Origin of the sequence: Streptomyces sp. NPDC059957 (assembly GCF_042730015.1) — a bacterium.
Taxonomy (GTDB): Bacteria; Actinomycetota; Actinomycetes; order Streptomycetales; family Streptomycetaceae; genus Streptomyces.
Genome location: NZ_JBHWMB010000057.1, coordinates 32,042 through 54,654, shown reverse-complemented (window position 1 = coordinate 54,654; position 22,613 = coordinate 32,042). Strand labels below are relative to the sequence as shown.

Here is a 22,613-nt window from a genome sequence, read left to right as displayed (position 1 = left end):
GGGCTTCTGCTTCCGGGCCCGGTTCGGAGCCGTGTGGTTCTTCGCCCTGCCATGATCTCCCACGACCCGGTCACCGGCCTCGCTTCCCCTATCTGAAGAGTCCGAAGGGTCAGCCCAGCAGGATGCGCTTCAGTTCCCGGGCCGCGCGCGGGGGTGCCACGTCGGTGCGGTGGGCCAGGGCGATCGTGCGGCGCAGGGGGGAGCCCGCCAGGGGGGTGGCGCGCAGGCCCGAGCCCGCGTGGGCGACCACCATCGCCGGGACCACCGCGATGCCGAGGCCCGCGCGGACGAAGCCCAGTACTGCGTCCATCTCGCCGCCCTCCACGGTGAACACCGGCTCGAAGCCCTCTGCCCGGCAGGCCGCCACGGTGAGGTCCCGCAGGTCGTAGCCGTGCCGGAACATCACCATCGGCTCGTCGCGCAGCGCGGACACGGTGAGCGAACCACCGCCCGCCGGCGGTGGGAGGGCCGCAGAGGAGACCACCACGAGGTCCTCCGTCAGCAGCTCCACCGTGGTCAGCGCCGGCGCCGAGGGGGGCAGTGGCAGGGCGATCAGCGCCAGGTCCAGGGAGCCGCGCGCGAGCGCCCGTACGAGGTCCAGCGAACCGCTCTCCTCGATCAGCAGCTCGATCCCCGGATGGGCGGTGTGGAAGGCCCGGAGCACGCCCGGCAGCAGACCGGTGCACAGGCTCGGGGTGGCCCCGAGGCGGATCCGGCCGCGCCGGAGCTGTGCCAGCTCCTGTACCTCCAGGCGGGCCGTGTCCGCGTCCGCGAGGATCCGACGGGCCAGCGGCAGCAGGGTCTCGCCGGCGTCGGTGAGCGTGATGTTTCCGCGCGCCCGGCTGAAGAGCTCGGCGCCCAGTTCCCGTTCGAGCGCCTTGATCTGTTGCGACAGGGACGGCTGGGCCACGTGTTCGCGCTCGGCCGCCCGCGTGAAGTGGCGGGTCTCGGCGACGGCGACGAAGTAGACCAGCTGCTGGAACTGCATGGCCCCAGGCTAGCGGCTACATAGGCTGAGCCTATCGACTTGAGCTCTGTCATGTCTTGGACCTTTCGGGACCTTCGTCCTTACGGTCAATGCCATGGCTCTGGCAACGCGGACGGATCGACGGCCGTCCACCACGCGCACGCTCTGGGACTCCTCCGTCGGCAAGAAGTCCGTGATGGCCGTCTCCGGCCTGATCATGCTCGGCTACCTCGTCGTACACATGCTCGGAAACCTCAAGATCTTCTTCGGGGCGGACGAGTTCAACGGCTACGCGCACTGGCTCCGCACCCTCGGCTCGCCCTTCCTGCACCACGAGTGGGCCCTGTGGATCGTCCGCGTGGCCCTGCTCGCGGCCGTCGTCGCGCACGGGGTCTGCGCGTACCAGCTCAGCCGCCGAGACATCAAGGCGCGCCCGGTGAAGTACGCCCACAAGCGCCGCCGCGCGAGCTACGCCACCCGCACCATGCGCTGGGGCGGCATCATCCTCGCCCTCTTCATCGTCTGGCACCTGCTCGACCTCACCACGCTCACCGTGAACGAGCGGGCCTGGGCCGGGCACCCGTACGAGAACGTCCTCGCCACCTTCTCCACCTGGTACGGGAACACCATCTACCTCGTGGCGATGGCCGCCCTCGCCCTGCACGTGCGCCACGGCTTCTGGAGCGCCGCCCAGACCCTGGGCGCGGGCAACGCCCGACGGGACAGGACGCTGAAGTTCCTGGCCAACGCCCTCGCCCTCGTCCTCTTCGCGGGCTTCGTGTCCGTGCCCGTCGCCGTCATGACCGGAGTGGTGAGCTGACATGAGCAACGACTACGCCGACTACACCACCGGGGACCCGATCGCCGACGCGAAGGCCCCCGAAGGCCCCATCGCCGAGCGCTGGGACCGCCGCCGCTTCGAGGCCAAGCTGGTCAACCCCGCCAACCGGCGCGGGCACACCGTCATCGTCGTCGGCACCGGCCTGGCCGGCGGCGCCGCTGGCGCCACCCTCGCCGAACAGGGCTACCACGTCGTCCAGTTCTGCTTCTCCGACTCCCCGCGCCGAGCCCACTCGATCGCCGCCCAGGGCGGCATCAACGCGGCCAAGAACTACCGCAACGACGGCGACTCCGTACACCGCCTCTTCTACGACACCGTCAAGGGCGGCGACTTCCGCGCCCGCGAGTCCAACGTCCACCGCCTCGCCCAGATCTCCGTCGAGATCATCGACCAGTGCGTGGCCCAGGGCGTCCCCTTTGCCCGCGAGTACGGCGGCCTCCTCGACACCCGCTCCTTCGGCGGCGTCCAGGTCTCCCGCACCTTCTACGCCCGCGGCCAGACCGGGCAGCAACTCCTGCTCGGCGCCTACCAGGCGCTCTCACGGCAGATCGCCGCCGGCAACGTCGAGATGCACGCCCGCACCGAGATGCTCGACCTGATCACCGTCGACGGCGTGGCCCGCGGCATCGTCGCCCGGGACCTGGTCACCGGCAAGATCGACACCTACTACGCGGACGCCGTCGTCCTCGCGAGCGGCGGCTACGGCAACGTCTTCTACCTCTCCACCAACGCCATGAACTCCAACGCGACCGCCGTCTGGCGCGCCCACCGGCGCGGCGCGTACTTCGCCAACCCCTGCTTCACCCAGATCCACCCCACCTGCATCCCGCGCACCGGCGACCACCAGTCCAAGCTCACCCTGATGAGCGAGTCCCTGCGCAACGACGGCCGCATCTGGGTCCCCAAGGCCAAGGGCGACACCCGCCCCGCCGCCGACATCCCGGAAGCCGAGCGCGACTACTACCTGGAGCGGATCTACCCCTCCTTCGGCAACCTCGTGCCCCGCGACATCGCCTCCCGCGCGGCCAAGAACGTCTGCGACGAGGGCCGCGGCGTCGGCCCCGGCGGCCAGGGCGTCTACCTCGATTTCGCCGACGCCATCCGCCGCATGGGCAAGGAGAAGGTCGCCGAGAAGTACGGCAACCTCTTCGACATGTACGAGCGGATCACCGCGGAGAACCCGTACGAGGTCCCCATGCGGATCTACCCCGCCGTGCACTACACGATGGGCGGACTGTGGGTCGACTACGACCTCCAGACCACCGTCCCCGGCCTGTTCGCGATCGGCGAGGCCAACTTCTCCGACCACGGCGCCAACCGCCTCGGCGCCTCCGCCCTCATGCAGGGCCTCGGCGACGGCTACTTCGTGCTCCCCTCCACCATCAACGACTACCTGGCCCGCCATCCGCACCGGGACACCGTCGACGACAACCACCCCGAGGCCGCGGCCGCCGTCCGCGAGACCCGCGACTGCCTCGCCAAGCTGCTCGCCGTCGACGGGGACCGCACGCCCGACTCCTTCCACCGGGAGATCGGCGAACTGATGTGGGAGTACTGCGGGATGGCCCGGACCGAGGAGGGCCTGCGCAAGGCACTCGCCCGGATCCCGGAGATCCGCGAGGAGTTCTGGAAGCGGATCAAGGTGCCGGGCAGCGGCGAGGAGTTCAACCAGTCGCTGGAGAAGGCCAACCGGATCGTCGACTACCTGGAGCTCGCCGAGCTGATGTGCCTCGACGCCCTCCACCGCGCCGAATCCTGCGGCGGCCACTTCCGCGAGGAGTCCCAGACCCCGGACGGCGAAGCCGCCCGCCGCGACGAGGAGTTCGGGTACGCGGCCGCCTGGCAGTACACCGGAACCGGCGTCGCGCCCGTCCTGCACAAGGAAGACCTCGTCTTCGAGTACGTCCACCCCACCCAGCGGAGCTACGCATGAAGCTCACCCTGCGCGTCTGGCGCCAGAAGAACGCCGACGCCCCCGGAGCGATGGCCTCGTACGAGGTCGACGGCATCTCGGAGGGCATGTCCTTCCTCGAAATGCTCGACACCCTCAACGAGGACCTCATCCTGAGCGGAGAGGACCCGGTCGCCTTCGACCACGACTGCCGCGAGGGCATCTGCGGCGCGTGCAGCCTCGTCATCAACGGCGACGCCCACGGCCCGGAGCGCACCACGACCTGCCAGCTCCACATGCGTTCCTTCGACGACGGCGACACCATCGACGTCGAACCCTGGCGGGCCTCGGCCTTCCCCGTCGTCAAGGACCTCGTCGTCGACCGGGGGGCCCTCGACCGGGTCATCCAGGCCGGCGGCTACATCACCGCCCCGACCGGCGCCGCGCCCGAGGCGCACGCCACGGCCGTCCCCAAGCCCGACGCCGACTACGCCTTCGAGCACGCCGAGTGCATCGGCTGCGGGGCGTGCGTGGCGGCCTGCCCCAACGGCTCCGCGATGCTCTTCACCTCCGCCAAGGTCAACCACCTGAACGTGCTCCCGCAGGGCTCGCCGGAGCGCGAGACCCGGGTCCTGGACATGGTGGCCACCATGGACGCCGAGGGCTTCGGCGGGTGCACCCTGACCGGCGAGTGCGCCACGGCCTGCCCGAAGGGCATCCCGCTGCCGTCGATCGCCGCCATGAACAAGGAGTGGCTGCGGGCCGTCCGCCGAGGCCCCCGCTGACGTGCGGGTTGCACGGGCCATGAGGCGTCCGCCGATCGGATGATCGGAGCGGCCCCCGTCGCGCCGTGACCGGCCGGTTTCCCGGGCATGGGTGACAGTGGGCGCATGCCTCAAGCCCCCGCCGGACCCGGCCCGCGCCGCCGTACCGTGCTGGCCGCCGCCCTCGCCCCGCTGGCGGCGGCCGCCTGCGCCGGGGAGGAACGGCCCCCCGAGCCGCGCCCCGGCCCCGAGGTGGTCAAGGACGCGCTGGTCATGGTCATCCGGCACGCGGAGAAGCCGTACGCCGGGGACACCGGCGAGGACGACGACGGCAACGAGGACCCCGGTTTCCTCGCCGTCCGGGGCCGCCGCCGCGCCCAGGAACTGCCCACCCTCTTCCCGCCGACCCGGGGTGCCGCCCTGCCCCGGCCCGGGGCCGTCTTCGCGGCCGGCGGCAAGGCGGGGGCGCCCGCGCGGTGCCGTCAGACCGTCGAGGCGCTCGCCACCGCACTGGGTACGCCCGTCCGCGCGGAGTTCGCCGTAGGAGCGGAGCCCGCCCTGGCCCGCGCGGTGCTGGCGGAGCGGATGCCGGTCCTGGTCTGCTGGGAGCACCAGGGGATGCCCCGCCTGATCCGGGGCCTCGGAGCGCAGGACGTGCTGGGGCTGCCGGCCGCCTGGCCCGACCGCTACGACCTGGTGTGGATGTTCACCCGCAAGCAGGGCGTCTGGACCTTCCGCGAGCTGCCGCAGCACCTGCTCCAGGGGGACGCGTAGCGGCCTCGTACGCCGGGAGCTCGCCGCCCCGCGGTACGGGCGTACGCTGAGAAGTGGACTCGGGGCAGTCGTGTGCCGGAGGGTGGACGATCATGTCAGGAATCGTGCGGCGGGGTTTCGACTCCGCCGATGAGACGCGTCCGTTCGAGGACGGCATGGGCAGGCTCGACTTGCTCAACACCGACCAGGGCCCCGTGGGCCGAGCCGTGTTCGAGCCCGGATGGCAGTGGTCGAAGCACGTCAAGCCCATTGCGGGGACCGACAGTTGCGAGGCGCCCCACGTGGGCTACGTCGTGAGCGGCCGGATTAAGATCGTCATGGACGACGGGGAGGACGCCGAGGCGCAGGCAGGGGACTTCATCCAGATCACCCCCGGCCACGACGCGTGGGTGCTCGGTGACGAGCCGTGCGTCGTTCTCGACTGGCAGGGCTACGGGGACTACGCCAAGCGCACCTGAAGCAGCCGGCTGACGCAGTCGGCCACGGACACGTCGGCCACATGAGCGCGCACGGGCCGGGCCCGAACCGCTACGGCCGCACCGCGAGGGCCCGCGCAAGATAGGCCGCCGTACGGCTGCCCGTGGCGCGGGCCACCTCGGCCGGGGTGCCCGCAGCGACCACCCGGCCGCCGTCCGCGCCACCGCCGGGACCCAGGTCGATGACCCAGTCGGCGCCCGCCACCACCGCCATGTCGTGCTCCACGACCACCACCGAATGCCCGGCGTCCACCAGGCCCTGCAACTGCCGCAGCAGCACCGTGACATCGGCCGGATGGAGCCCCGTCGTCGGCTCGTCCAGCAGGTACAGGGTGTGGTCGCGGCGCAGGCGCTGGAGCTCCGTCGCCAGCTTGATGCGCTGCGCCTCGCCGCCCGACAGCTCCGTGGCGGGCTGCCCGAGCCGCAGGTACCCCAGGCCGATGTCCGACAGCGCCCCGAGGCTGCGGGCCGCCGCAGGCACCCCGGCGAAGAAGGAGGCCGCCGACTCCACGGTCAGGGCGAGCACCTCCGCGATGTTCAGCCCCGAGTAACGGACCTCCAGGGTCTCGGAGTTGTACCGGGCACCCGCGCACTCCGGGCAGGGGGCGTACGTACTGGGCAGGAACAGCAGCTCCACCGAGACGAAACCCTCGCCCTGGCAGGACTCGCACCGCCCGCCCGGCACGTTGAAGGAGAAGCGGCCCGCCTTCCAGCCCCGCGCCTTCGATTCCGGCGCCGCCGTGAAGAGCCGGCGGACCACGTCGAACAGCCCCGTGTAGGTGGCCAGGTTGGAACGCGGGGTCCTGCCGATCGGCTTCTGGTCCACCTCCACCAGCCGCCGCACCGGGAACTCCGGCTCCGCCAGCCGCTCGTGGACCTCCCGAGCGAGCACCTGGCCCACCAGCGTGGACTTCCCCGACCCCGACACCCCGGTCACCGCCGTGAACACCCCCAGCGGGAACTCGGCCGCCAGGTCCCGCAGGTTGTGCCGGTCGACGCCGCTGAGCCGGACGGACCCGGTCGCCCTCCGCGCGGCCCCCGAGCGAGACCCCGGGGCCTGCGGGGTGCCGAACAGGTACCGGGCCGTCGCCGACTCCGTCACCGCGGCCAGGTCCTGCGGCGGCCCGCTGTGCAGCACCCGTCCGCCGTGCTCCCCGGCCAGCGGGCCCACGTCCACCAGCCAGTCCGCGTGCCGCACCACGTCCAGGTCGTGCTCCACCACGAACACCGTGTTCCCGGCCTCCTTGAGCCGGTCCAGGACGCCGAGCAGCGCCTCCGTATCGGCCGGATGCAGCCCCGCCGACGGCTCGTCCAGCACGTACACCACCCCGAACAGCCCCGAACGCAACTGCGTCGCCAGCCGAAGCCGTTGCAGCTCGCCCGCCGACAGGGTCGGGGCGCCGCGGTCCATGCTCAGGTACCCCAGCCCCAGCTCGGCGATCGGGCCGATCCGGGAGCGCAAGTCCTCGTTGAGCACGCGGGCCGCTTCGCCGCCGCCGCGCTCGCGGGCCAGTAGCCCGTCGAGCTCGGTCAGCGCCAGGGCCGCCAGTTCCGCGATGGTGCGGCCCGCGAAGGTCACGGCCAGCGCCTCCGGACGCAGCCGCCTGCCCTCGCACACCGGGCACGGCGAATCGGTCAGGAACTTCTCGGCGCGGGCCCGCAGGGTGAGGCTCTTGCTGTCGGCGAAGGTGCGCATCACGTACCGGTGCGCGCTCATGTACGTTCCCTGGTAGGGGCGTTGGATCCGGTCGGCCTCCCGTACCGGATGCACCGTCACCACCGGCTGCTCCTCGGTGAACAGGATCCACTCGCGGTCCGCCGCCGCAAGCTCCCGCCAGGGCGCGTCCACGTCGTGGCCGAGGGCCTCCAGGATGTCGCGCAGGTTCTTGCCCTGCCAGGCGCCCGGCCAGGCCGCGATGGCACCTTGACGGATCGACAGGCCCGGCTCCGGGACGAGCAGTTCCTCACTGGTGCGGTGCACGCGCCCGAGGCCGTGGCAGGAAGGACACGCCCCGGCCGCGGTGTTGGGGGAGAAGGCGTCGGAGTCCAGGCGCTCGGCGCCCGGCGGGTAGGAGCCCGCCCGCGAGTACAGCATCCGCAGCGAGTTGGACAGCATGGTCACCGTCCCGACCGAGGACCGGGAGCCGGGGGAGGAGCGCCGCTGCTCCAGCGAGACGGCCGGCGGGAGCCCCGTGACGGAGTCGACCTTCGGTGCGCCGATCTGGTGGATCAGTCGGCGGGCGTACGGGGCCACGGACTCGAAGTACCGGCGCTGGGCCTCGGCGAAGAGCGTGCCGAAGGCCAGCGAGCTCTTCCCGGACCCGGAGACCCCGGTGAACACGGTCAGTGCGTCCCGCGGGATGTCCACGTCCACCCCGCGCAGATTGTGCTCCCGGGCGCCCCGGACGCGGACGTAGGGATCGTGGGCGTGCGGAGCGACGGGCTGGTGCATTCGTCCCATTTTAGTGGCCGGGGAGGGCGGACCGCTCCGTGGTATCGGTGATGCCGGTCATGCCAGTGATGCCGGTGAGCCGGGCGAGCCGGCCGAAGGAGTCCAGCAGCGCCGTCCGGTCGTACGTGGACGTCGTGACCAGCAGCTCGTCCGCCCCGGTCAGCTCCGCGACCTCGGCGAGCTCCGCCGCGACCTGCTCCTCCGTGCCGTGGATGTGCCCGGCCAGGGCGCCCTCGTACAGCTCCCGCTCCTTGGGGCTCATGGCGAGGGCCTCGACCTCCTCGGCAGGGCGCAGCGGCGGGAAGCTGCCCCGGGTGCGGGAGTGCGCGACCGCCCAGGCCTCCGGCACCAGGATCCGCCGGGCCGCCTCGGCGGTGGCCGCCACCGCGACCGTCCCGGAGGCCACGACGTACGGCCGCGCCCCCCAGGGGGATGGCCGGAACTCCGCGCGGTACGCCTCGATGACCTCCGCGACCCGGGCACGGGTCCGCAGGTCCCCGACGACCAGGGGCAGACCGGCGCGGGCCGCGATGCCCGCCCCCTCGCCGGTGGCCAGCACGTAGGCCGGGATCCGCAACCCCTCCGCCGGGCGGGCGTGCACCTCGGGGTGCGCCCGCTGGGAGCCGTCGAACCAGCCCAGCAGCTCCGCGAGCTGCTCCTCGAACCGGTCGGCGTCGGCCGTGTCCCGCCCGAGCGCGCGGCGGATCCCGCCGGTGAAGCCGACCGAGCGGCCGAGCCCCATGTCGATGCGGCCGGGGAAGAGCGATTCCAGGACCCCGAACTGCTCCGCGACGACCAGGGGCTGGTGGTTGGGCAGCATCACACCGCCGGTGCCGACGCGGATCCGGGCCGTCGCCCCGGCCACGGCGGCGGCGAGCACGGTGGGCGCGGATCCGGCGACCCCGGGCACGCTGTGGTGCTCGGAAACCCAGAACCTGCGGTACCCGAGCCCTTCGGCGGTGCGGGCGAGCTCCACGGTGTCGCGCAGGGCCTGGGCGGCGGGGTGCCCCGCGCGGGTGCGGGACCGGTCGAGTATCGAGAGTGTGCGGATCACACCGTGGTCAACGCGCGCAGGGCGTCAGGATTCCCAGAGCATCAGGAATCCCAGAGCATCAGGATCCCCCGGGCGTCAGGATCCCCCGGGCGTTCGGGCGGGGGACGTCCGGCCGCGGAGCCAGCGGGCCGCGGCTTCGAGTGTCCGGTCCGAGCCGCTGCCGAGGGCGCGGCTGTCGTCCGGGACCTCTTCGTCGGGCGGGAGGGGGCCGTTGTGGATGCGGCCCGTGCGATCGGCTTCCCGGGCCTGCGTGAGGAGGATGAGCGCGCCGTCGGGAAGGGGGTGCGCATCGTTGCCCGTGGGGACGCCGCGGGTGGCCTGGCCGAAACTCCGGGTGTCGGGGCGGCCGCGGAATGCGATGGTCACCGCCTCGGCGGCGCTCGCGGTCCGGCTGCTCGTGAGCACCGCCACGGGGGGAGCCGCCTGCGCCAGCGGCTCGGCGGGGCCCCAGGTGGCGAGGTACTGGCGCGGCGTACCCTTCTCGACCGTCCACGGAGTCCGCTTTCCGTCGGCCTCCACGAACGCTCCGGCGTCCCCGTCGCCCAGGACGGCCCCCACCGCGGCCAGCGGCCCCCACATGTCCCCGCCCGTGTTGCTGCGCAGGTCCACGATCCACCCGCGGGCCCCCTGTCCGTCGGCCTTGGCGACGGCCTGCCGGGCCTGTTTCACGTAGTCGGCGGCGGCCCGGTCGGAGGACACCGCCGGGAGGGACAGGTAGCCGATGGAACCGGCGAGCACCCTTGCCTCCGGCAGCGCGGAGGAGCCGGGTGCCGGGCTCAGCGCCTGCTCGGCCTCTTGCGGGGTCATGAACTGGCTGTGCCGGTCGCCCAGGCTCCGCAACGCCTCCCTGACGGCCCCGTACGTGTCGGCGGGGGCCTGCGCGCTTCCCGCCCGGGCGAAGGCCTCGCGGCGTACGGTCGGCCAGTCGATGTCCGCCGCGAAGAGCGAGTTGCCCTCCATGAGGTCCAGCGCGGTGGTGAGGTATCCGCGCGCTCCCGGCGACATGGCCGTTCCCTCTGCCCGGTGCGGACCCGCGCAGCCTGTCGCCGCGAGGAGGGCCACCGCTGCCGCGGCGATGAGCCGGCGGCGGGCCACGGGCTTCGGGGTTCGGGATTTCATGCGGATCAGCCGTTCTCTCGCGGGCCGTCTGCTCCACGAGGTTCGCCCAGTTCAGGCCATTCGCCCAGTTCAGGCCAAAGGTACCGAAGACCCCGACGCACTCACCGGCCGGCCTCCCGTCCGGCTGCCACCAGCCGCTGGATCACCTCGGAATCCAGCGCGGGGTTCGCCGCCGCCGCGTGGGCCAGTTCCTCGTCGTCGAGGAGTTCCAGCAGCCGGGTCTGCGGAAGGTTCGGGTGGCGTGCCAGCGCCGCGCGCACGGCCGGGTCCGGGTCCCGGGTGAGGCGCTCGACGGTTGCCGGCGCGGTGTCGGGGTCGCGGGCGGCCAGGGCGCGGACCTCGGGGTCCTCGCGGTCGGCGAAGGCCGCCAGACCGGCTGTGGGAAAGTTCGGCCGGGTGGTGAGGCGCGCGCGCTCGTGGCCGGTGTATTCGAGGAAGCTGCGCAGCAGGAGGGAGGCCGGGGCGTCCGGATGATTCTGGGCCAGCAGGACGCGTACGCCGAGGTCCTCGTCGGCGGCCAGGCGTTCCAGGAGGTCGGGCGGCAGGGTGCGGACGACGGCCGCTCTCTGGCGAATCAGCGGGTGACCGGAGTTCGCGTCCCGGCGGACGTCCTGAGGGTCCCGGGGCACGGTGGGCCCGCGCCACGCCTGGAAGCAGCCGCCCGCGGGGATCTCGTAGTCGATCGCTGCCCGCTCCTCCTCGCTCAGCTCGGGGTGTACGGACAGGGCGAGCCGCACCCTCGGATCGGGGTCCACGGCGAGCGCGCGGCGCTCGGCGGGTCCGAGGTCCGCGCGGTGGGCGATCCGCTCACGCACCGCGGGGTCCGGATCACCTGCCAGGAGGACCACCACGTCGGCGGGCAGACCGGGGTTGCCGGCGATGGCCACCCGTTCCTCCTCGGCGACCGGAGCGGTCAGGACGTTGTCCACGACGGTTCTGCTGAGGGCCTGGTACATCAACATGTCCCAGCGTGCGTGGCAGGTCCAGCCGGGCAGTTCGCGCTCCACCCACGCCGGATCCCGGGATTGCGCGGATCTCTGCGCACTGTTCCGCGGGCTCTCCCGGACGTCCTGGTCGGGATCCGCCAGCAGCGAGGCCTGGATCTCGGCGGGCAGCTGCTCCCACCTGCCGACGCCCCAGCGGCGGACCTTCGCGACCGGATGGGTGGGCATGGACCGCTCCAGCGCGGTGGAGATCTGTCGGTGGATGGTGCCCATCAGGATGTCGTTGTCGTAGGTGCTGATCATGTGGACCACGACCTCGTCGGGCAGTGGCCTGTTCACGCCTCCGGCGGGCAGTCTGGGTGCGTCCGCGAGGTGCGCGCGGACGAACCACTCCGGATCGTCGACCAGTCGTGCCCGCTGGGCCGGATCGACGTGGGGGTTGCGGGCGAAGAAGCTACGGGTACGGGTGTCAGGGTGCTCGAGCACGGCCTCCACGACGGCGTCGGGCAGGATCCGGTCCCGGCACAGCACCATCCGTACGGCCGGCGGACCGTCGGCGAGCAGACGCAGCAGCACGTCCTCGGGAGAGGACGGATTGAGGGCCACCCCGGCGAGCCGGCGCGTAGGCAGGTCTGCGGCCTCCCAGATCTTCTCAGGCGTAGGCATGTGTCGTAACCCCCGTGCTCAGTCGGCCCCCCGGGACCACCGGGCCACGACCCTACCGGCCTCGCCCGGCCACGGACCGAGCCCGATTGTCAGTGGCCCGTCGTACGCTCCGGCAGGTGAGCGGACATCCCATGGAGGCACGGATCCTTGAAGCCGCGGTGCGCGATGCGCGTCGTGCTCTGTCCGACCACGACGGCACGGTGGAGTGGCTGCTCCGCCCCGATGCGGCCCTGGAAGGTCCGCTCGCCGCTGAGGTGTGGGTGTTCGACCGCACGTTGACCCGCGTCCTGCTGGTGAGGCACCGCCGGCGAGGGTGGGTGCCACCGGGCGGGAAGGTGGATCCCGGCGAGACGCCGCGAGAGGCGGCGCGTCGGGAGCTGTTCGAGGAAACCGGTGTACGGGCGGAACCGCACGCGACACCGGCGGCCGCCACGGTCCGCTCGTACCACCCCGGCTGGTCGGCCACCGCGGGCATCTCCTACGTGGTGGTCGTCGATCAGCGGATGCGGCTGGTGCCCGAAAGCGGCCAGCCTGCAGCCTGGCACCGACTCGGCGAGCCGTGGCAGGGATGGTTCTCCGGCGATCGGCTCCGCATGGAGCAGTGCGCCCTCCGGCTCGGAGGCGGCGCCGACGCGGCCGGGCCTTCTGGGCCTTGATGCCGCCACCGGGAATCCCGCGCCGTCCGGAAGGCGTCGCTGCTTAGTCTGGCGGGGTGACCGAGACTCAGAACCGCAGGCCCCTGGCCGTCTTCGACATCGACAACACCCTGGCCGACACCGCGCACCGCCAGCACTTCCTGGAGCGGCGGCCGCGCGACTGGAGCGGGTTCTTCGCCGCGGCCCCGGCCGATCCACCCCTCGCCCGCGGAATCGCGCTCGCCGTGGAGAGCGCGGCCGACTGCGAGGTCGTGTACCTCACCGGGCGCCCGGAGCGGTGCCGCGCGGACACGGAGGACTGGCTGGTTCGCAACGGGCTGCCCGAGGGGCGGCTGTGGATGCGCGGGAACCAGGACCGGCGGCCCGCCCGCACGACCAAGCTCGAGGTCCTCCGGCGGATCTCGCGGGGCCGCGAGGTGCGGATGCTGGTGGACGACGACGAGCTGGTGTGTCAGGCGGCGCGCGCGGCGGGCTTCCGTGTGGTCCTGGCGGACTGGGCGGCGGACGCGCCGGAACTCAAGGACGCGCAGGAGGGGGAGGGACGCACCTGAGTGCGTCCCCGCCTGCGCCTCGGGGGTGCCGGGCGTGCCGGGCGTGCCGGGCGTGCCGGGCGTGCCCGGTGCTCCTCGGGCGGGCACGGCCCTGAGGACGGGTACAGCGCTCCGGACGGGCCCGCGGTGGCCCGTGGGCGCCCGAGGGGCCCCGGGCGCTCCCGAGGGGCCCGGAGAGCCCCGGGGAGCCCCGGAGAGCCCCGGAGGACCCGTAGAGCCCCGGAGGACCCGGAGGGACGGACGTGGTTCAGGCCTCGCCGTCGAGACGGAAGCCGACCTTGATCCCCACCTGGTAGTGCGCGATCTCACCGTTCTCGATGTGGCCCCTGATTTGGACGACTTCAAGCCAATCCAGGTTGTGCAGCGTTTCGCCCGCGCGGGCGATGCCGTTGCGGATGGCCTGGTCGATGCCCTCGTGGGACGTGCCCACGATCTCGGTCACCCGGTACGTGTGATTGGACATGGGGGTCTCCCGACACTGGGTGGCTGTTGCCTTGTTCTACGGTGCCCCAGTAAGTCCGGGTACGCGAACTATGCGTGAACAATCCATAGCGATACCCCCTTGACCCACCCATTGGTCTATGCCAATTTCAAGCCATCTGAGACCCATCCCCAGAAGGTGACTCCTCGTGAAGATGCGCTTCCTTGCCGTGTCCACCACTCTCGCGGCCGTGACCGCCCTCGCCGGCTGCGGCCTCACCGGGTCGGGCGGAGGTACGCAGAAGGTGACGCTCTGGCTGATGAAGGGCAGTGCCTCCGACGAGTTCATAGGCCAGTTCACCAGCACCTTCGAGAAGGAACACCCGGGCGTGGACCTCGAAGTGAAGATCCAGGAATGGAAGGGCATCGGCGACAAGGTCAACGCCGTCCTGGCCGGCACGAGCGAGGAGAGCGCCGACGTCATCGAGGTCGGCAACACCCAGGTCGCCCAGTACGTGGAGGGCGGCGGCGTCTCCGAACTCACCCTGGAAGCCCTGCGCGAGTGGGAGGGCAAGGACTGGCTGAAGGGTCTCTCCGAACCCGGAAAGGTCAACGGCGCCCAGTTCGGCGTCCCGTGGTACGCCGCCAACCGCGTGGTGATCTACAACAAGGAACTCTTCGCGAACGCCGGGGTCAAGGCGCCGATCAAGACCCGCCAGGAATGGATCCAGGCCACGCAGAAGCTCGACAAGGGCAGCCAGCAGGGCATCTACCTCGCCGGGCAGAACTGGTACGTCCTCGCCGGGTTCGTCTGGGACGAGGGCGGCGAGCTCGCCGTCGAGAGCAACGGCCAGTGGCACGGCACCCTCGACGAGGAGAAGGCCCTGGCCGGAATGGAGTTCTACCAGCAACTCCAGGCCCTCGGTGACGGCCCCAGGGACGCCGACGAGGAGACGCCCCCGCAGTCCGACGTCTTCGCCCGCGGCGGGATCGCCCAGATCATCGCCCCGCCCGGCCAGGCCGCAGCCATCGAGGCCGCGAACCCGGAACTCAAGGACAAGCTCGGCTTCTTCCCGATCCCCGGCAAGACCGCCGACAAGGTGGGCTCGGTCTTCACCGGCGGCTCGGACCTGATCATCCCCGAGAAGACGAGGCAACGTAGACACGCCGTCGACGTGATCACGGCCCTGGTCAGCGAGAAATGGCAGACCGAACTCGCCCGCACGATGAGCTACGTACCCAACAAGACCACCCTCGCGCACGTGGTCGCGGGCAACGACGGTGCCACGGCGATGGCCCCCGGCGCCGCCCAGGGCCGGGCCACCCCGCAGTCCCCCCGCTGGGCCGAGGTGGAGGCCGAGAACCCGATCAAGCCGTTCATGACGGCAGTCCTCACCGGCCAGGACCCGCGGAAGGCGGCGAAGGCGGCCTCCGACACCATCAGCAAGGTCCTCAGCTCCGACCGCTGACCCACGGGGGTGGGAGGGGGTGGCGGGGAGCGTGGGGGAGGGCTCCGCAGGGCTCCGGAGGGGGCCGCCCACCAAGTTCAGCGTCCGCACATCCGAGGGCCGCGAAGCGGCCATGTCGAATCCAGCCGGTCACGGAAGAAGTAAGGAAGCCAGGCCACACACCTGCCGGCCTGGCTTCCCGTGCCGGACCAGGAGCCGTCATGACCATCGCCCCCCTGTCCCCGTCCGTCGTGCCCCCCGCGGTCGCCCCCGTCTCCGCCTTCACCTCTTCCGCGGCGCCCGCCCCCGTCTCCGCCTTCACCCCCTCCTCGGCCTCCTCGGCGCCCGCCCCGCACGCCGAGGAGACCCCCGCACCCCGCTACGCCGTCCGCCTCGCCCGCAACGAGGACGAGGTGCGCGCCGCCCAGCGGCTGCGCCACCAGGTCTTCGCCGGCGAGCTCGGCGCCCGTCTCGACGGACCGGAGCCGGGCCTGGACTCCGACGCCTTCGACGCCTACTGCGACCACCTCCTCGTCGTCGAGGAGGAGACCGAGCAGGTCGTCGGCACCTACCGGCTGCTGCCCCCGGAACGCGCCGCCGTCGCCGGACGCCTCTACTCCGAGGGCGAGTTCGACCTCTCCGCCCTCGCTCCTATCCGCCCCGACCTGGTCGAGGTGGGCCGCTCCTGCGTCCACCCCGACCACCGCAACGGCGCCGTCATCGCCCTCATCTGGGCCGGCCTTGCCCGCTACATGGACCGCTCCGGGCACAACTGGCTCGCCGGCTGCTGCTCCATACCGCTCTCCGACGGCGGGGTGCTGGCCGCCGCCACCCGGGAGAACGTCCTCACCCGCAGCCTCGCCCCCGTCGAGTACCGGGTCACCCCGCACCTCCCCTGGAGCCCCGAAGGCATCGACTTCCCCGGCCGGATGGAACTGCCCCCGCTGCTGCGCGGCTACCTGCGCCTGGGCGCCTGGGTCTGCGGCGAGCCCGCCCTCGACGCCGAGTTCGGCTGCGCCGACCTGTACGTCCTGCTCTCCCTGCGGCGCACCAACCCCCGCTACCTCAAGCACTTCCTCGCGCTCGCCCCGGCCGCATGAGCGCCTGGCTCCCGACCTCGCCCTGCACTCCCGCGGTCTGCGCCGACCACGGGGGACGCACCGCGAGCGTGCCGCGCGCGGTACTGCGCCTCGCCGGCGCCGTCGCCCTGGTCCTGCTCGGAATCCTGGGCGCCCCGCCGCTGAGGCTGCTGCCGGAGCGGCCCCGGCACGTGGTCGTACGGGCCTGGGCCGCCGCCCTGCTGGGCGCCTTCGGCCTGCGGATCACCGTGCACGGGACCCCCGGCCCCGGCGGGGGCCGGCTGATCGTCGCCAACCACATCTCCTGGCTGGACATCCCGCTCGTCGCGGCCGCCCTGCCCTCCCGGATGCTGGCCAAGAGCGACATCCGGAGCTGGCCGGTCCTCGGGCCGCTCTCCCGGCAGGCCGGCACCCTCTTCATCGAACGCGACCGGCTGCGCACCCTGCCCGCCACCGTCGACGCTCTCGCCCGGGCCCTGCTCGCCGGCGACCGCGTCACCGTCTACCCCGAGGGCTCCACCTGGTGCGGACGCGCCCAGGGCCCCTTCCGGCGGGCCGCGTTCCAGGCCGCGCTGGACGCGCGGGTACCCGTACAGCCCGTACGGATCAGCTACCTGCTCGACGACGGGGGGCCGGCCGGGGCGCCCGCCTTCGTCGGGGACGATGTGCTGACCGCGTCGCTGTGGCGGATCGCGCGGTCCCGCGGGGTACGTGCCGAGGTGTGGCTGCTGCCGCGGATCCCGCCGGGCCGGTACGCGCACCGGCGGGACCTCGCGGCGGCGGCTCAGGCCGCGGTGCTCGCCGAACCCGTCGAGCCGGTACCCGCGTCACGGCCGGCGGCGGCGCCGCTGCCCGGCGTGCCCTCCCAGCCGTCGGTGCCGATGCCGTCCGCCACCGACAGCGACAGGGCGAAGCGGCCTGCCGCGTCCGTCCACCAATGGGTCAACTCCAGCCCGGCAGCAGCGAGTTCCCGGCGGACACCCTCCTGACGGAACTTCGCCGAGATCTCCGTGAGGATCTCCTCACCCGCCTCGAAGGGCACCTCCAGATCCAGCGCCCGGACCTTGACCACCACCGGCCCGCGGGCCCGCAGTCGCATTTCGATCCACTCGTGCTCTCGGTTCCACACCGCCACGTGCTCGAAGTCGGCGGTGTGGAAATCCGCGCCCAGCTCCCGGTTCACCACGGACAGCACGTTCCGGTTGAACTCGCCGGTCACCCCCTGCGCGTCGTCGTACGCCGACACCAGGACGGCCGGGTCCTTCACCAGGTCCGTCCCCATCAGCAGGGCGTCCCCGGGCGACAGCATCGCGCGTACGTCCGCCAGGAACACGGCCCGCTCCGGCGGCAGCAGGTTCCCGATCGTGCCGCCCAGGAACACCACCAGCCGGGGCCCGGGTGACTCCGGCAGCCGCATCGCCCGGGTGAAGTCGGCCAGCAACGCGTGTACGCGCAACCCCGGATGCTCCTCCAGCAGGATCTTCGCCGCCCCGGTCAGCGCGCTCTCGCTCACGTCCACCGGGACGTACGTGTCCAGCGCGGGCAGCGCCTCGATCAGGTGCCGGGTCTTCTCCGAGGAACCGGAACCCAGCTCCACCAGGGTGCGGGCCCCGCTCACCGAGGCGATCTCCCGGGCCCGTTCGAGCAGGATCTCCCGCTCGGCGCGCGTCGGGTAGTACTCGGGCAACCGCGTTATCTCCTCGAAGAGTTCGCTGCCGCGCGCATCGTAGAACCACTTGGGCGGCAGCGACTTGGGGGACCGGGTCAGCCCGTCGCGCACATCCGTGCGCAGCGCCGCCTCGGCGGCGTGCTCGTCGAGCGTGCGGGTCAGCTGGAAGTCGTTCACGGGCCTTCGTCTCCTTGATGCGGTGCAAGTCCTTGATGCGGTGCAAGCGGTGCAAGCGGTGCAAGCGGTGCGTGCGGCACGTGTGGTGTGTGTGATGCGTGTGTTTTGGTGGCGGGGGGCTCCTTCAGGGAGACGAGGTCGACCCGGGTGCGGGTGGCAGTCAGCAGGGTCCGGTCGGGTACCTCGCACCAGCGTGGGTCGTCGTCGTAGGGCTCGGAGGCCACCACCGTGCGCTGCGCCGCCGCGTCGGCCAGGTACCACAGGGAATCCCCCCAGGCCGTCGCCGCGATGGCCCGGCCGTCGGTCACCAGCAGGTTCAACCGGGATCCCGGCGCGGCCTCGGCCAGCTCCCGGACCGTCCCGGCCAGCGCCGCACCGAGGTCCGGGTCCGTCCGCAGCCGGTGCAGGACCAGCGCCCAGATCAGCGCCGAATCCGTACGGGCGGCCAGCGACAGCAGTTCCCGGGGCGGCAGTCCGGCCGTGACCGGGGCTGCGGAGTCCGGCCAGTCCCGCAGCGATCCGTTGTGGCTGAACAGCCACAGCCCCTCCGCGAACGGGGCGGCCGCAGCCTCTCCGTCCGCCCCGGGCCGCGTGGCGTCGCGTACGGCGGCCAGCACGGCCCCGCTGCGGACCACCCGGGCGAGATCGCTGAAGGTCAGGTCGCCCCAGATCGGTCCGGCCCGGCGGTAGCGGGCGGGAACCGGGTCCCCCTCCGCGTACCAGCCGACGCCGAAGCCGTCCGCGTTGACCGTGCCGGAACGCTGGCGGCGCGGCTCCCACGACTGCCGGACCAGCGAGTGCTCGGGCTCGCTCAGCACCCTGCCGAGGCTCACGGGCGCCCCGAGGTAGGCGAGGTGACGGCACATCAGGCCTGCCCGGTGGAGCCTGCGGCGCTTGTGGAGCGGGCGGGAGCCGTGGGGCCCGTGGGGTCGGCGCTGCGCGCGGTCCGGAAACCGGAGAAGATCTGCCGGCGCACCGGCAGGTCCCAGTTGCGGAAGGTGCCCCGGCAGGCCACGGGGTCCACGGCGAAGGAGCCGCCGCGCAGCACCTTGTGCTCGGGGCCGAAGAACACCTCCGAGTACTCGCGGTAGGGGAACGCCCGGAAGCCCGGGTAGGGGAGGAAGTCCGAAGCCGTCCACTCCCACACGTCGCCGATGAGCTGGCGCACCCCGAGGGGGGAGGCCCCGGCCGGATAGGCGCCCGCTCGGGCCGGCCGCAGGTGGCGCTGGCCGAGATTGGCGTGCTTCGGCGTGGGGTCCGCGTCGCCCCACGGGTAGCGGGTGGAGCGCCCGGCCGCCGGATCGTGCCGGGCGGCCTTCTCCCACTCCGCCTCGGTGGGCAGCCGGCGCCCCGCCCAGCGGGCGTACGCGTCGGCCTCGTACCAGCTCACGTGCAGCACCGGCTCGTCCCCGGGCACCGGTTCGGTGACCCCGAAGCGGCGGCGCAGCCAGGTACCGCCCTCGCGGTGCCAGAACAGCGGGGCCTCGATCCCGTGCCGTCGGATCTCCGCCCAGCCGGCGGCCTCCCACCACCGCTCCTCGCGGTAGCCGCCGTCCGCCATGAACTCCTGGTAGGCCGCATTGGTCACCGGAACGGTGTCGATCCAGAACGCCTCGACCTCGCGTACGTGCGCGGGCCGCTCATTGTCCAGCGACCAGGGTTCCGCGGAGGTCCCCATCGTGAACGGCCCTGCGGGTACGAGCACTTCGGACGCCGGCGGCAGCGGTCCCTGCGGGGTGTCGGGGTCGGGTGCCGCCAACACCGGTGCACCCTGCCGTAGCTGATGGGTGATCAGCATCGTTTCGTCGTGCTGCTGTTCGTGCTGGGCGATCATCCCGAAGACATAGCCGCCGTCCAGCAGGGCCGTGCCCTCCAAAGGGGTGCGGTCCAGCAGGTCGAAGACCCGGCCGCGGACCTCGGCGGCGTACCGTCGGGCCTCGTCGGGGCTCAGCAGCGGCAACTTCGGACGCTCCGCACGGGGATGCTCGAACGCGTCGTAGAGCGGGTCTATCTCGGGGTGCATCGATTCCCGGCCGGCCACGTTGCGCAGCAGCCAGAGCTCCTCCATGTTCCCGATGTGCGCGAGGTCCCAGACCAGCGGAGACATCAAGGGGGAGTGCTGGGCGGTCAGTTCGGCCTCGGTGACGGCATCGGTGAGTCCGGCCGTACGGACGCGCGCCGCGGTCAGGGCGGCGGCGGCCCGCTCGCGCAGGAGCTCCGGTTCGGCGGTCATGAGCGTGCCTCCTCGCCGGTCGGCAGGGTGTGTGGAGCCTGCTGCGTCTGCGTCTGCGTCTGCCCGTGTGCCGGCTTCGGCTTCCGGGTCCGGTCCGGTTCGGTCCGGTCGTCGGCCGGACATCGGCCGCGGGAGACGTAGCGCTCGGTGAACTCGCCGACGGTGTCGACGGTGTGGCTGTCGGCTCCCAGCCGGGGCAGCGCCGATGTCGCGGCCCGGAAGCAGGCGCGGGCGGCGGACCGCAGCTCCGGATCGGTCAGCGCGTCGCGAGCGGCGGAGTGCCACAGCGGATTGCGCGGCGCGGGCTGGGCGCCGTAGGAGTCGGCCAGCCCCTTCGCCACCCGGTACGCGGTCTCCGCGGCTTCCGGGTCGTCGAACAACGCGTGCACGACGGCCACGGGTACCAGCCAGCCGTCCTCGCCGGGCTGGGCGTCGATCATCCGCAGCTCCAGATGGCCCCGGGGCCGTACCGGTGGGAAGAGGGTGGTCAGGTGGTAGTCGAGATCTCCGGCGGTCGGCGGGCGCAGGCCGTGGTCGGAGCGCAGCCAGTCGCGGAAGGTCAGCCCGCGCGGTACCGCCCAGGGCGCACGGCCCGCGTGTGTCCCTCCGCCCCCGCCCGTCCCGCCGTCCTCCCCGCCAGTCCCGCCCGTCCCGCAGTCTTCGGCCGCCCGCACGCACATCACCTCGGTGTCCAGCGCCTGCCGGATCCACGCACCGCGCGGCTCCGCCTCCAGGGGCGGGGCGAGGGAGCGCCGGGTGTCGATGTCGCTCCAGACCCCTTGGCGGGCACACCGCCAGCCGGCGTACGGGCCTTCGCGCGCGGGGGAGTTGGCGAAGGCGGCGACCAGCACCGCACCGAGGAGGTGCGCGAGCCGCCAGCGCCTGCCGTGGCCCAGCGGGCCGGGCTCCTCGTGACCGGCGTCCACGCACACCTGGACGGAGGCCGAGGCGCACATCATGGCGCGCCCGGCCGGGCCGGTGCGGTCGAAGTAGGCCTCCATGGCCTCGTACCGCGGGCTGGTCAGCATCCGCCGCAGCGGCCGGCGCGGGTCCTGGCCGAGTCCGCGCAGGACCAGGCCCTGGTCGCGCAGGACGCCCCTGACGGCCTTCAGGTCGGACTGGAGGCCGTCGACGCAGCCGGTCAGGGAGGAGGCGGGGGCCGAGCTGAGTTCCAGCTGGCCGCCGGGCTCGACGGTGACGCGGGAGCCGAGGGGGAGGGCGCGGGCCGCGTCGTGCGCGGCGGCCAGGCGTTCGTGGGAAACGGGCCGGTCGGGCCGTTCGGCATCGAACACCAGCCATTCGAGCTCCGCGCCCAGCAGGCGGGGCGGGCCGGTCTTGAAACAGATGCCGTGGATCAGTTCCTCGGCGTTCGCTTCGGTCAGTCGGGTGAGTGAGTCCTGGGGCATGACGGGGCCCTCGTCTCCTGTCGTCGGCTGTGACATCACTCGTGCCTACCCGTCCCTTGGAGCACAAACCCATTGCGGGCGCCCTGCCGGAGCGCCGAAGATCGCCTTATGAGCGGCAGATTGCGCGAGATCGCGCGGGAGAACGCGGAGATCGTGGCGGCCGGGGGGTACCGGACGCGGTCGGGACGGCAGGTGTCGATCGCCGCCGCCGTGGCGGAGGCCAAGGCAGGAACCAGGATATATGGCCCAAACCAGGTCATTCCAGGCGAACCAGCCTCCAAGGACACCCGCCGGACCGTCGTCGAGGTCACCGGCGAGAGCAGCACGGTCGCCGCCCGGCGGCTCGCCCAAGAGGGCCCGGGGGCGGCCCGGACCGTCCCGGTGGCCGTCCTGAACTTCGCTTCGGCCCGGAATCCCGGGGGCGGCTACGTCCGCGGGGCCAAGGCCCAGGAGGAGGCCCTCTGCCGCGCCTCGGCGCTGTACGAGACCCTCCTGGAGGCCCCGGAGTACTACGAGGTCCACCGGGCCGAGGTCAGCACCTTCTACACCGACCGGGTGATTCACTCGCCCGGGGTCCCCGTCTTCCGCGACGACCGGGGCGACCTGCTGGACACCCCCTTCCGCGCCGGATTCCTCACCTCGCCGGCCCCGAACGCGGGCACCATCCGCCGCCAGGAACCGGACCGCGAGCCCGAGATCCCCGCCGCGCTCGCCCGCCGCGCGGAGCTGGTGCTGGAGGTCGCCGCCCTGCACGGCTACCGGGGGCTGGTGCTGGGCGCCTGGGGGTGCGGGGTCTTCCGGAACGACCCCGCCCAGGTGGCGGAGGCCTTCCGGGGGCTGCTGACGGGGCGGTTCGCCGGCGTGTTCGAACAGGTGGTGTTCGGCGTGCTCGACCGGAAGCCCGAGACGCGGGAGACGTTCGAGCGGGTGCTGGCGGGGGTGGGCCAGGGCCAGGCCTGGGGTCCGGGCCAGGGCCAGGGTCAGGGTCAGGGTCAGGCCTAGGGTCAGGGCCAGGCCTAGGGCCAG

General features: G+C 72.7%; 20 protein-coding genes and 1 pseudogene. 11 read left to right on the top strand and 10 right to left on the bottom strand.

The window, feature by feature from the left end; genetic code table 11:
- Nucleotides 1-109: 109 nt before the first annotated feature.
- Nucleotides 110-988, bottom strand: a complete 879-nt coding sequence (locus ACFWBW_RS30545) for a LysR family transcriptional regulator (protein ID WP_385379195.1) — start codon at nt 986-988, stop codon at nt 110-112.
- A gap of 94 nt (nt 989-1,082) precedes the next feature.
- Here ACFWBW_RS30545 and ACFWBW_RS30540 point away from each other — a divergent pair, with 94 nt between their 5' ends.
- The 5 genes from ACFWBW_RS30540 (at nt 1,083) to ACFWBW_RS30520 (ending at nt 5,695) form a co-directional block, all read left to right on the top strand.
- A complete protein-coding gene (locus ACFWBW_RS30540) occupies nt 1,083-1,787 on the top strand; it encodes a succinate dehydrogenase cytochrome b subunit (RefSeq protein WP_385379192.1) in 705 nt (234 codons plus the stop codon).
- A 1-nt stretch (nt 1,788) separates the two neighbouring features.
- A complete protein-coding gene (locus ACFWBW_RS30535; RefSeq protein WP_385379189.1) occupies nt 1,789-3,741 on the top strand; it encodes a fumarate reductase/succinate dehydrogenase flavoprotein subunit in 1,953 nt (650 codons plus the stop codon).
- Nucleotides 3,738-4,484: a succinate dehydrogenase/fumarate reductase iron-sulfur subunit gene (locus tag ACFWBW_RS30530; protein WP_243341339.1), complete on the top strand. Its 747-nt coding sequence runs from the start codon at nt 3,738-3,740 to the stop codon at nt 4,482-4,484. Before ACFWBW_RS30535 ends, ACFWBW_RS30530 begins: the two co-directional genes overlap by 4 nt.
- Nucleotides 4,485-4,589: 105 nt before the next feature.
- Nucleotides 4,590-5,237 carry a hypothetical protein gene (locus ACFWBW_RS30525; RefSeq protein WP_385379186.1) on the top strand — a complete coding sequence of 216 codons (648 nt, stop codon included), beginning with the start codon at nt 4,590-4,592 and terminating at the stop codon, nt 5,235-5,237.
- 92 nt (nt 5,238-5,329) lie between these two features.
- The gene (locus ACFWBW_RS30520) at nt 5,330-5,695 is read left to right on the top strand and encodes a cupin domain-containing protein (RefSeq protein WP_385379182.1); all 366 of its coding nucleotides are present in this window, start codon (nt 5,330-5,332) and stop codon (nt 5,693-5,695) included.
- A 70-nt stretch (nt 5,696-5,765) separates the two neighbouring features.
- Here the strand turns inward: ACFWBW_RS30520 and ACFWBW_RS30515 are convergent, their stop codons facing one another.
- The 4 genes from ACFWBW_RS30515 to ACFWBW_RS30500 all read right to left on the bottom strand — a co-directional run bounded on the left by ACFWBW_RS30515 (nt 5,766) and on the right by ACFWBW_RS30500 (nt 11,948).
- Nucleotides 5,766-8,165 carry an ABC transporter gene (locus tag ACFWBW_RS30515; RefSeq protein WP_385379179.1) on the bottom strand — a complete coding sequence of 800 codons (2,400 nt, stop codon included), beginning with the start codon at nt 8,163-8,165 and terminating at the stop codon, nt 5,766-5,768.
- Nucleotides 8,166-8,175: 10 nt separating this feature from the next.
- A complete protein-coding gene (locus ACFWBW_RS30510; RefSeq protein WP_385379176.1) occupies nt 8,176-9,219 on the bottom strand; it encodes an MsnO8 family LLM class oxidoreductase in 1,044 nt (347 codons plus the stop codon).
- Nucleotides 9,220-9,294: 75 nt separating this feature from the next.
- Complete coding sequence (locus tag ACFWBW_RS30505; protein WP_385379173.1) at nt 9,295-10,338, bottom strand: S41 family peptidase; 1,044 nt, start codon at nt 10,336-10,338, stop codon at nt 9,295-9,297.
- Nucleotides 10,339-10,439: 101 nt separating this feature from the next.
- Nucleotides 10,440-11,948 (bottom strand): hypothetical protein, encoded by a 1,509-nt coding sequence (locus tag ACFWBW_RS30500; RefSeq protein ID WP_385379170.1) that lies wholly within the window; start codon nt 11,946-11,948, stop codon nt 10,440-10,442.
- A 116-nt stretch (nt 11,949-12,064) separates the two neighbouring features.
- Here ACFWBW_RS30500 and ACFWBW_RS30495 point away from each other — a divergent pair, with 116 nt between their 5' ends.
- Nucleotides 12,065-12,604: an NUDIX domain-containing protein gene (locus ACFWBW_RS30495; RefSeq protein WP_385379167.1), complete on the top strand. Its 540-nt coding sequence runs from the start codon at nt 12,065-12,067 to the stop codon at nt 12,602-12,604.
- 56 nt (nt 12,605-12,660) lie between these two features.
- Nucleotides 12,661-13,155 carry a hypothetical protein gene (locus tag ACFWBW_RS30490; protein ID WP_385379164.1) on the top strand — a complete coding sequence of 165 codons (495 nt, stop codon included), beginning with the start codon at nt 12,661-12,663 and terminating at the stop codon, nt 13,153-13,155.
- 247 nt (nt 13,156-13,402) lie between these two features.
- Here ACFWBW_RS30490 and ACFWBW_RS30485 read toward each other — a convergent pair whose 3' ends face one another.
- A complete protein-coding gene (locus ACFWBW_RS30485) occupies nt 13,403-13,618 on the bottom strand; it encodes a dodecin (protein ID WP_243341332.1) in 216 nt (71 codons plus the stop codon).
- A 166-nt stretch (nt 13,619-13,784) separates the two neighbouring features.
- Between ACFWBW_RS30485 and ACFWBW_RS30480 the strand changes: the two genes are divergently transcribed.
- The 3 genes and pseudogenes from ACFWBW_RS30480 to ACFWBW_RS30470 all read left to right on the top strand — a co-directional run.
- Complete coding sequence (locus ACFWBW_RS30480) at nt 13,785-15,044, top strand: extracellular solute-binding protein (protein ID WP_385379161.1); 1,260 nt, start codon at nt 13,785-13,787, stop codon at nt 15,042-15,044.
- A gap of 200 nt (nt 15,045-15,244) precedes the next feature.
- Nucleotides 15,245-16,123: a GNAT family N-acetyltransferase gene (locus tag ACFWBW_RS30475; protein WP_385379158.1), complete on the top strand. Its 879-nt coding sequence runs from the start codon at nt 15,245-15,247 to the stop codon at nt 16,121-16,123.
- Nucleotides 16,120-16,653 (top strand): annotated as a pseudogene (locus ACFWBW_RS30470) (lysophospholipid acyltransferase family protein); the annotation flags it as partial. The gene ACFWBW_RS30475 and the pseudogene ACFWBW_RS30470, both read left to right, overlap by 4 nt.
- A 233-nt stretch (nt 16,654-16,886) precedes the next feature.
- Here ACFWBW_RS30470 and egtD read toward each other — a convergent pair.
- From egtD to egtA, 4 genes are read right to left on the bottom strand one after another with little or no spacing between them, the layout of a single operon-like run.
- The gene (egtD, locus tag ACFWBW_RS30465; protein ID WP_385379156.1) at nt 16,887-17,948 is read right to left on the bottom strand and encodes an L-histidine N(alpha)-methyltransferase; all 1,062 of its coding nucleotides are present in this window, start codon (nt 17,946-17,948) and stop codon (nt 16,887-16,889) included.
- Nucleotides 17,945-18,814 (bottom strand): ergothioneine biosynthesis protein EgtC, encoded by an 870-nt coding sequence (gene egtC / locus ACFWBW_RS30460; protein WP_385379154.1) that lies wholly within the window; start codon nt 18,812-18,814, stop codon nt 17,945-17,947. The genes egtD and egtC overlap by 4 nt, the downstream gene beginning before the upstream one ends.
- Nucleotides 18,814-20,181, bottom strand: coding sequence for an ergothioneine biosynthesis protein EgtB (gene egtB / locus ACFWBW_RS30455; protein WP_385379151.1), 1,368 nt, complete (start codon nt 20,179-20,181; stop codon nt 18,814-18,816). Before egtB ends, egtC begins: the two co-directional genes overlap by 1 nt.
- Entirely contained in the window at nt 20,178-21,623 is a 1,446-nt protein-coding gene (egtA, locus tag ACFWBW_RS30450) for an ergothioneine biosynthesis glutamate--cysteine ligase EgtA (RefSeq protein WP_385379149.1), read from the bottom strand. The genes egtB and egtA overlap by 4 nt, the downstream gene beginning before the upstream one ends.
- A gap of 72 nt (nt 21,624-21,695) precedes the next feature.
- Between egtA and ACFWBW_RS30445 the strand changes: the two genes are divergently transcribed.
- Nucleotides 21,696-22,589: a TIGR02452 family protein gene (locus ACFWBW_RS30445; protein WP_385379147.1), complete on the top strand. Its 894-nt coding sequence runs from the start codon at nt 21,696-21,698 to the stop codon at nt 22,587-22,589.
- Nucleotides 22,590-22,613: the final 24 nt, after the last annotated feature.

Coding starts and splice junctions, on each gene's coding strand:
- ACFWBW_RS30445 (WP_385379147.1), top strand. CDS start 21,696: ATGAGCGGCAGATTGCGCGAGATCGCGCGGGAGAACGCGGAGATCGTG.
- ACFWBW_RS30500 (WP_385379170.1), bottom strand. CDS start 11,948: ATGCCTACGCCTGAGAAGATCTGGGAGGCCGCAGACCTGCCTACGCGC.
- ACFWBW_RS30485 (WP_243341332.1), bottom strand. CDS start 13,618: ATGTCCAATCACACGTACCGGGTGACCGAGATCGTGGGCACGTCCCAC.
- ACFWBW_RS30530 (WP_243341339.1), top strand. CDS start 3,738: ATGAAGCTCACCCTGCGCGTCTGGCGCCAGAAGAACGCCGACGCCCCC.
- ACFWBW_RS30520 (WP_385379182.1), top strand. CDS start 5,330: ATGTCAGGAATCGTGCGGCGGGGTTTCGACTCCGCCGATGAGACGCGT.
- ACFWBW_RS30505 (WP_385379173.1), bottom strand. CDS start 10,338: ATGAAATCCCGAACCCCGAAGCCCGTGGCCCGCCGCCGGCTCATCGCC.
- egtB (WP_385379151.1), bottom strand. CDS start 20,181: ATGACCGCCGAACCGGAGCTCCTGCGCGAGCGGGCCGCCGCCGCCCTG.
- ACFWBW_RS30535 (WP_385379189.1), top strand. CDS start 1,789: ATGAGCAACGACTACGCCGACTACACCACCGGGGACCCGATCGCCGAC.
- ACFWBW_RS30545 (WP_385379195.1), bottom strand. CDS start 988: ATGCAGTTCCAGCAGCTGGTCTACTTCGTCGCCGTCGCCGAGACCCGC.
- egtC (WP_385379154.1), bottom strand. CDS start 18,814: ATGTGCCGTCACCTCGCCTACCTCGGGGCGCCCGTGAGCCTCGGCAGG.
- ACFWBW_RS30525 (WP_385379186.1), top strand. CDS start 4,590: ATGCCTCAAGCCCCCGCCGGACCCGGCCCGCGCCGCCGTACCGTGCTG.
- ACFWBW_RS30475 (WP_385379158.1), top strand. CDS start 15,245: ATGACCATCGCCCCCCTGTCCCCGTCCGTCGTGCCCCCCGCGGTCGCC.
- egtA (WP_385379149.1), bottom strand. CDS start 21,623: ATGTCACAGCCGACGACAGGAGACGAGGGCCCCGTCATGCCCCAGGAC.
- ACFWBW_RS30540 (WP_385379192.1), top strand. CDS start 1,083: ATGGCTCTGGCAACGCGGACGGATCGACGGCCGTCCACCACGCGCACG.
- ACFWBW_RS30515 (WP_385379179.1), bottom strand. CDS start 8,165: ATGCACCAGCCCGTCGCTCCGCACGCCCACGATCCCTACGTCCGCGTC.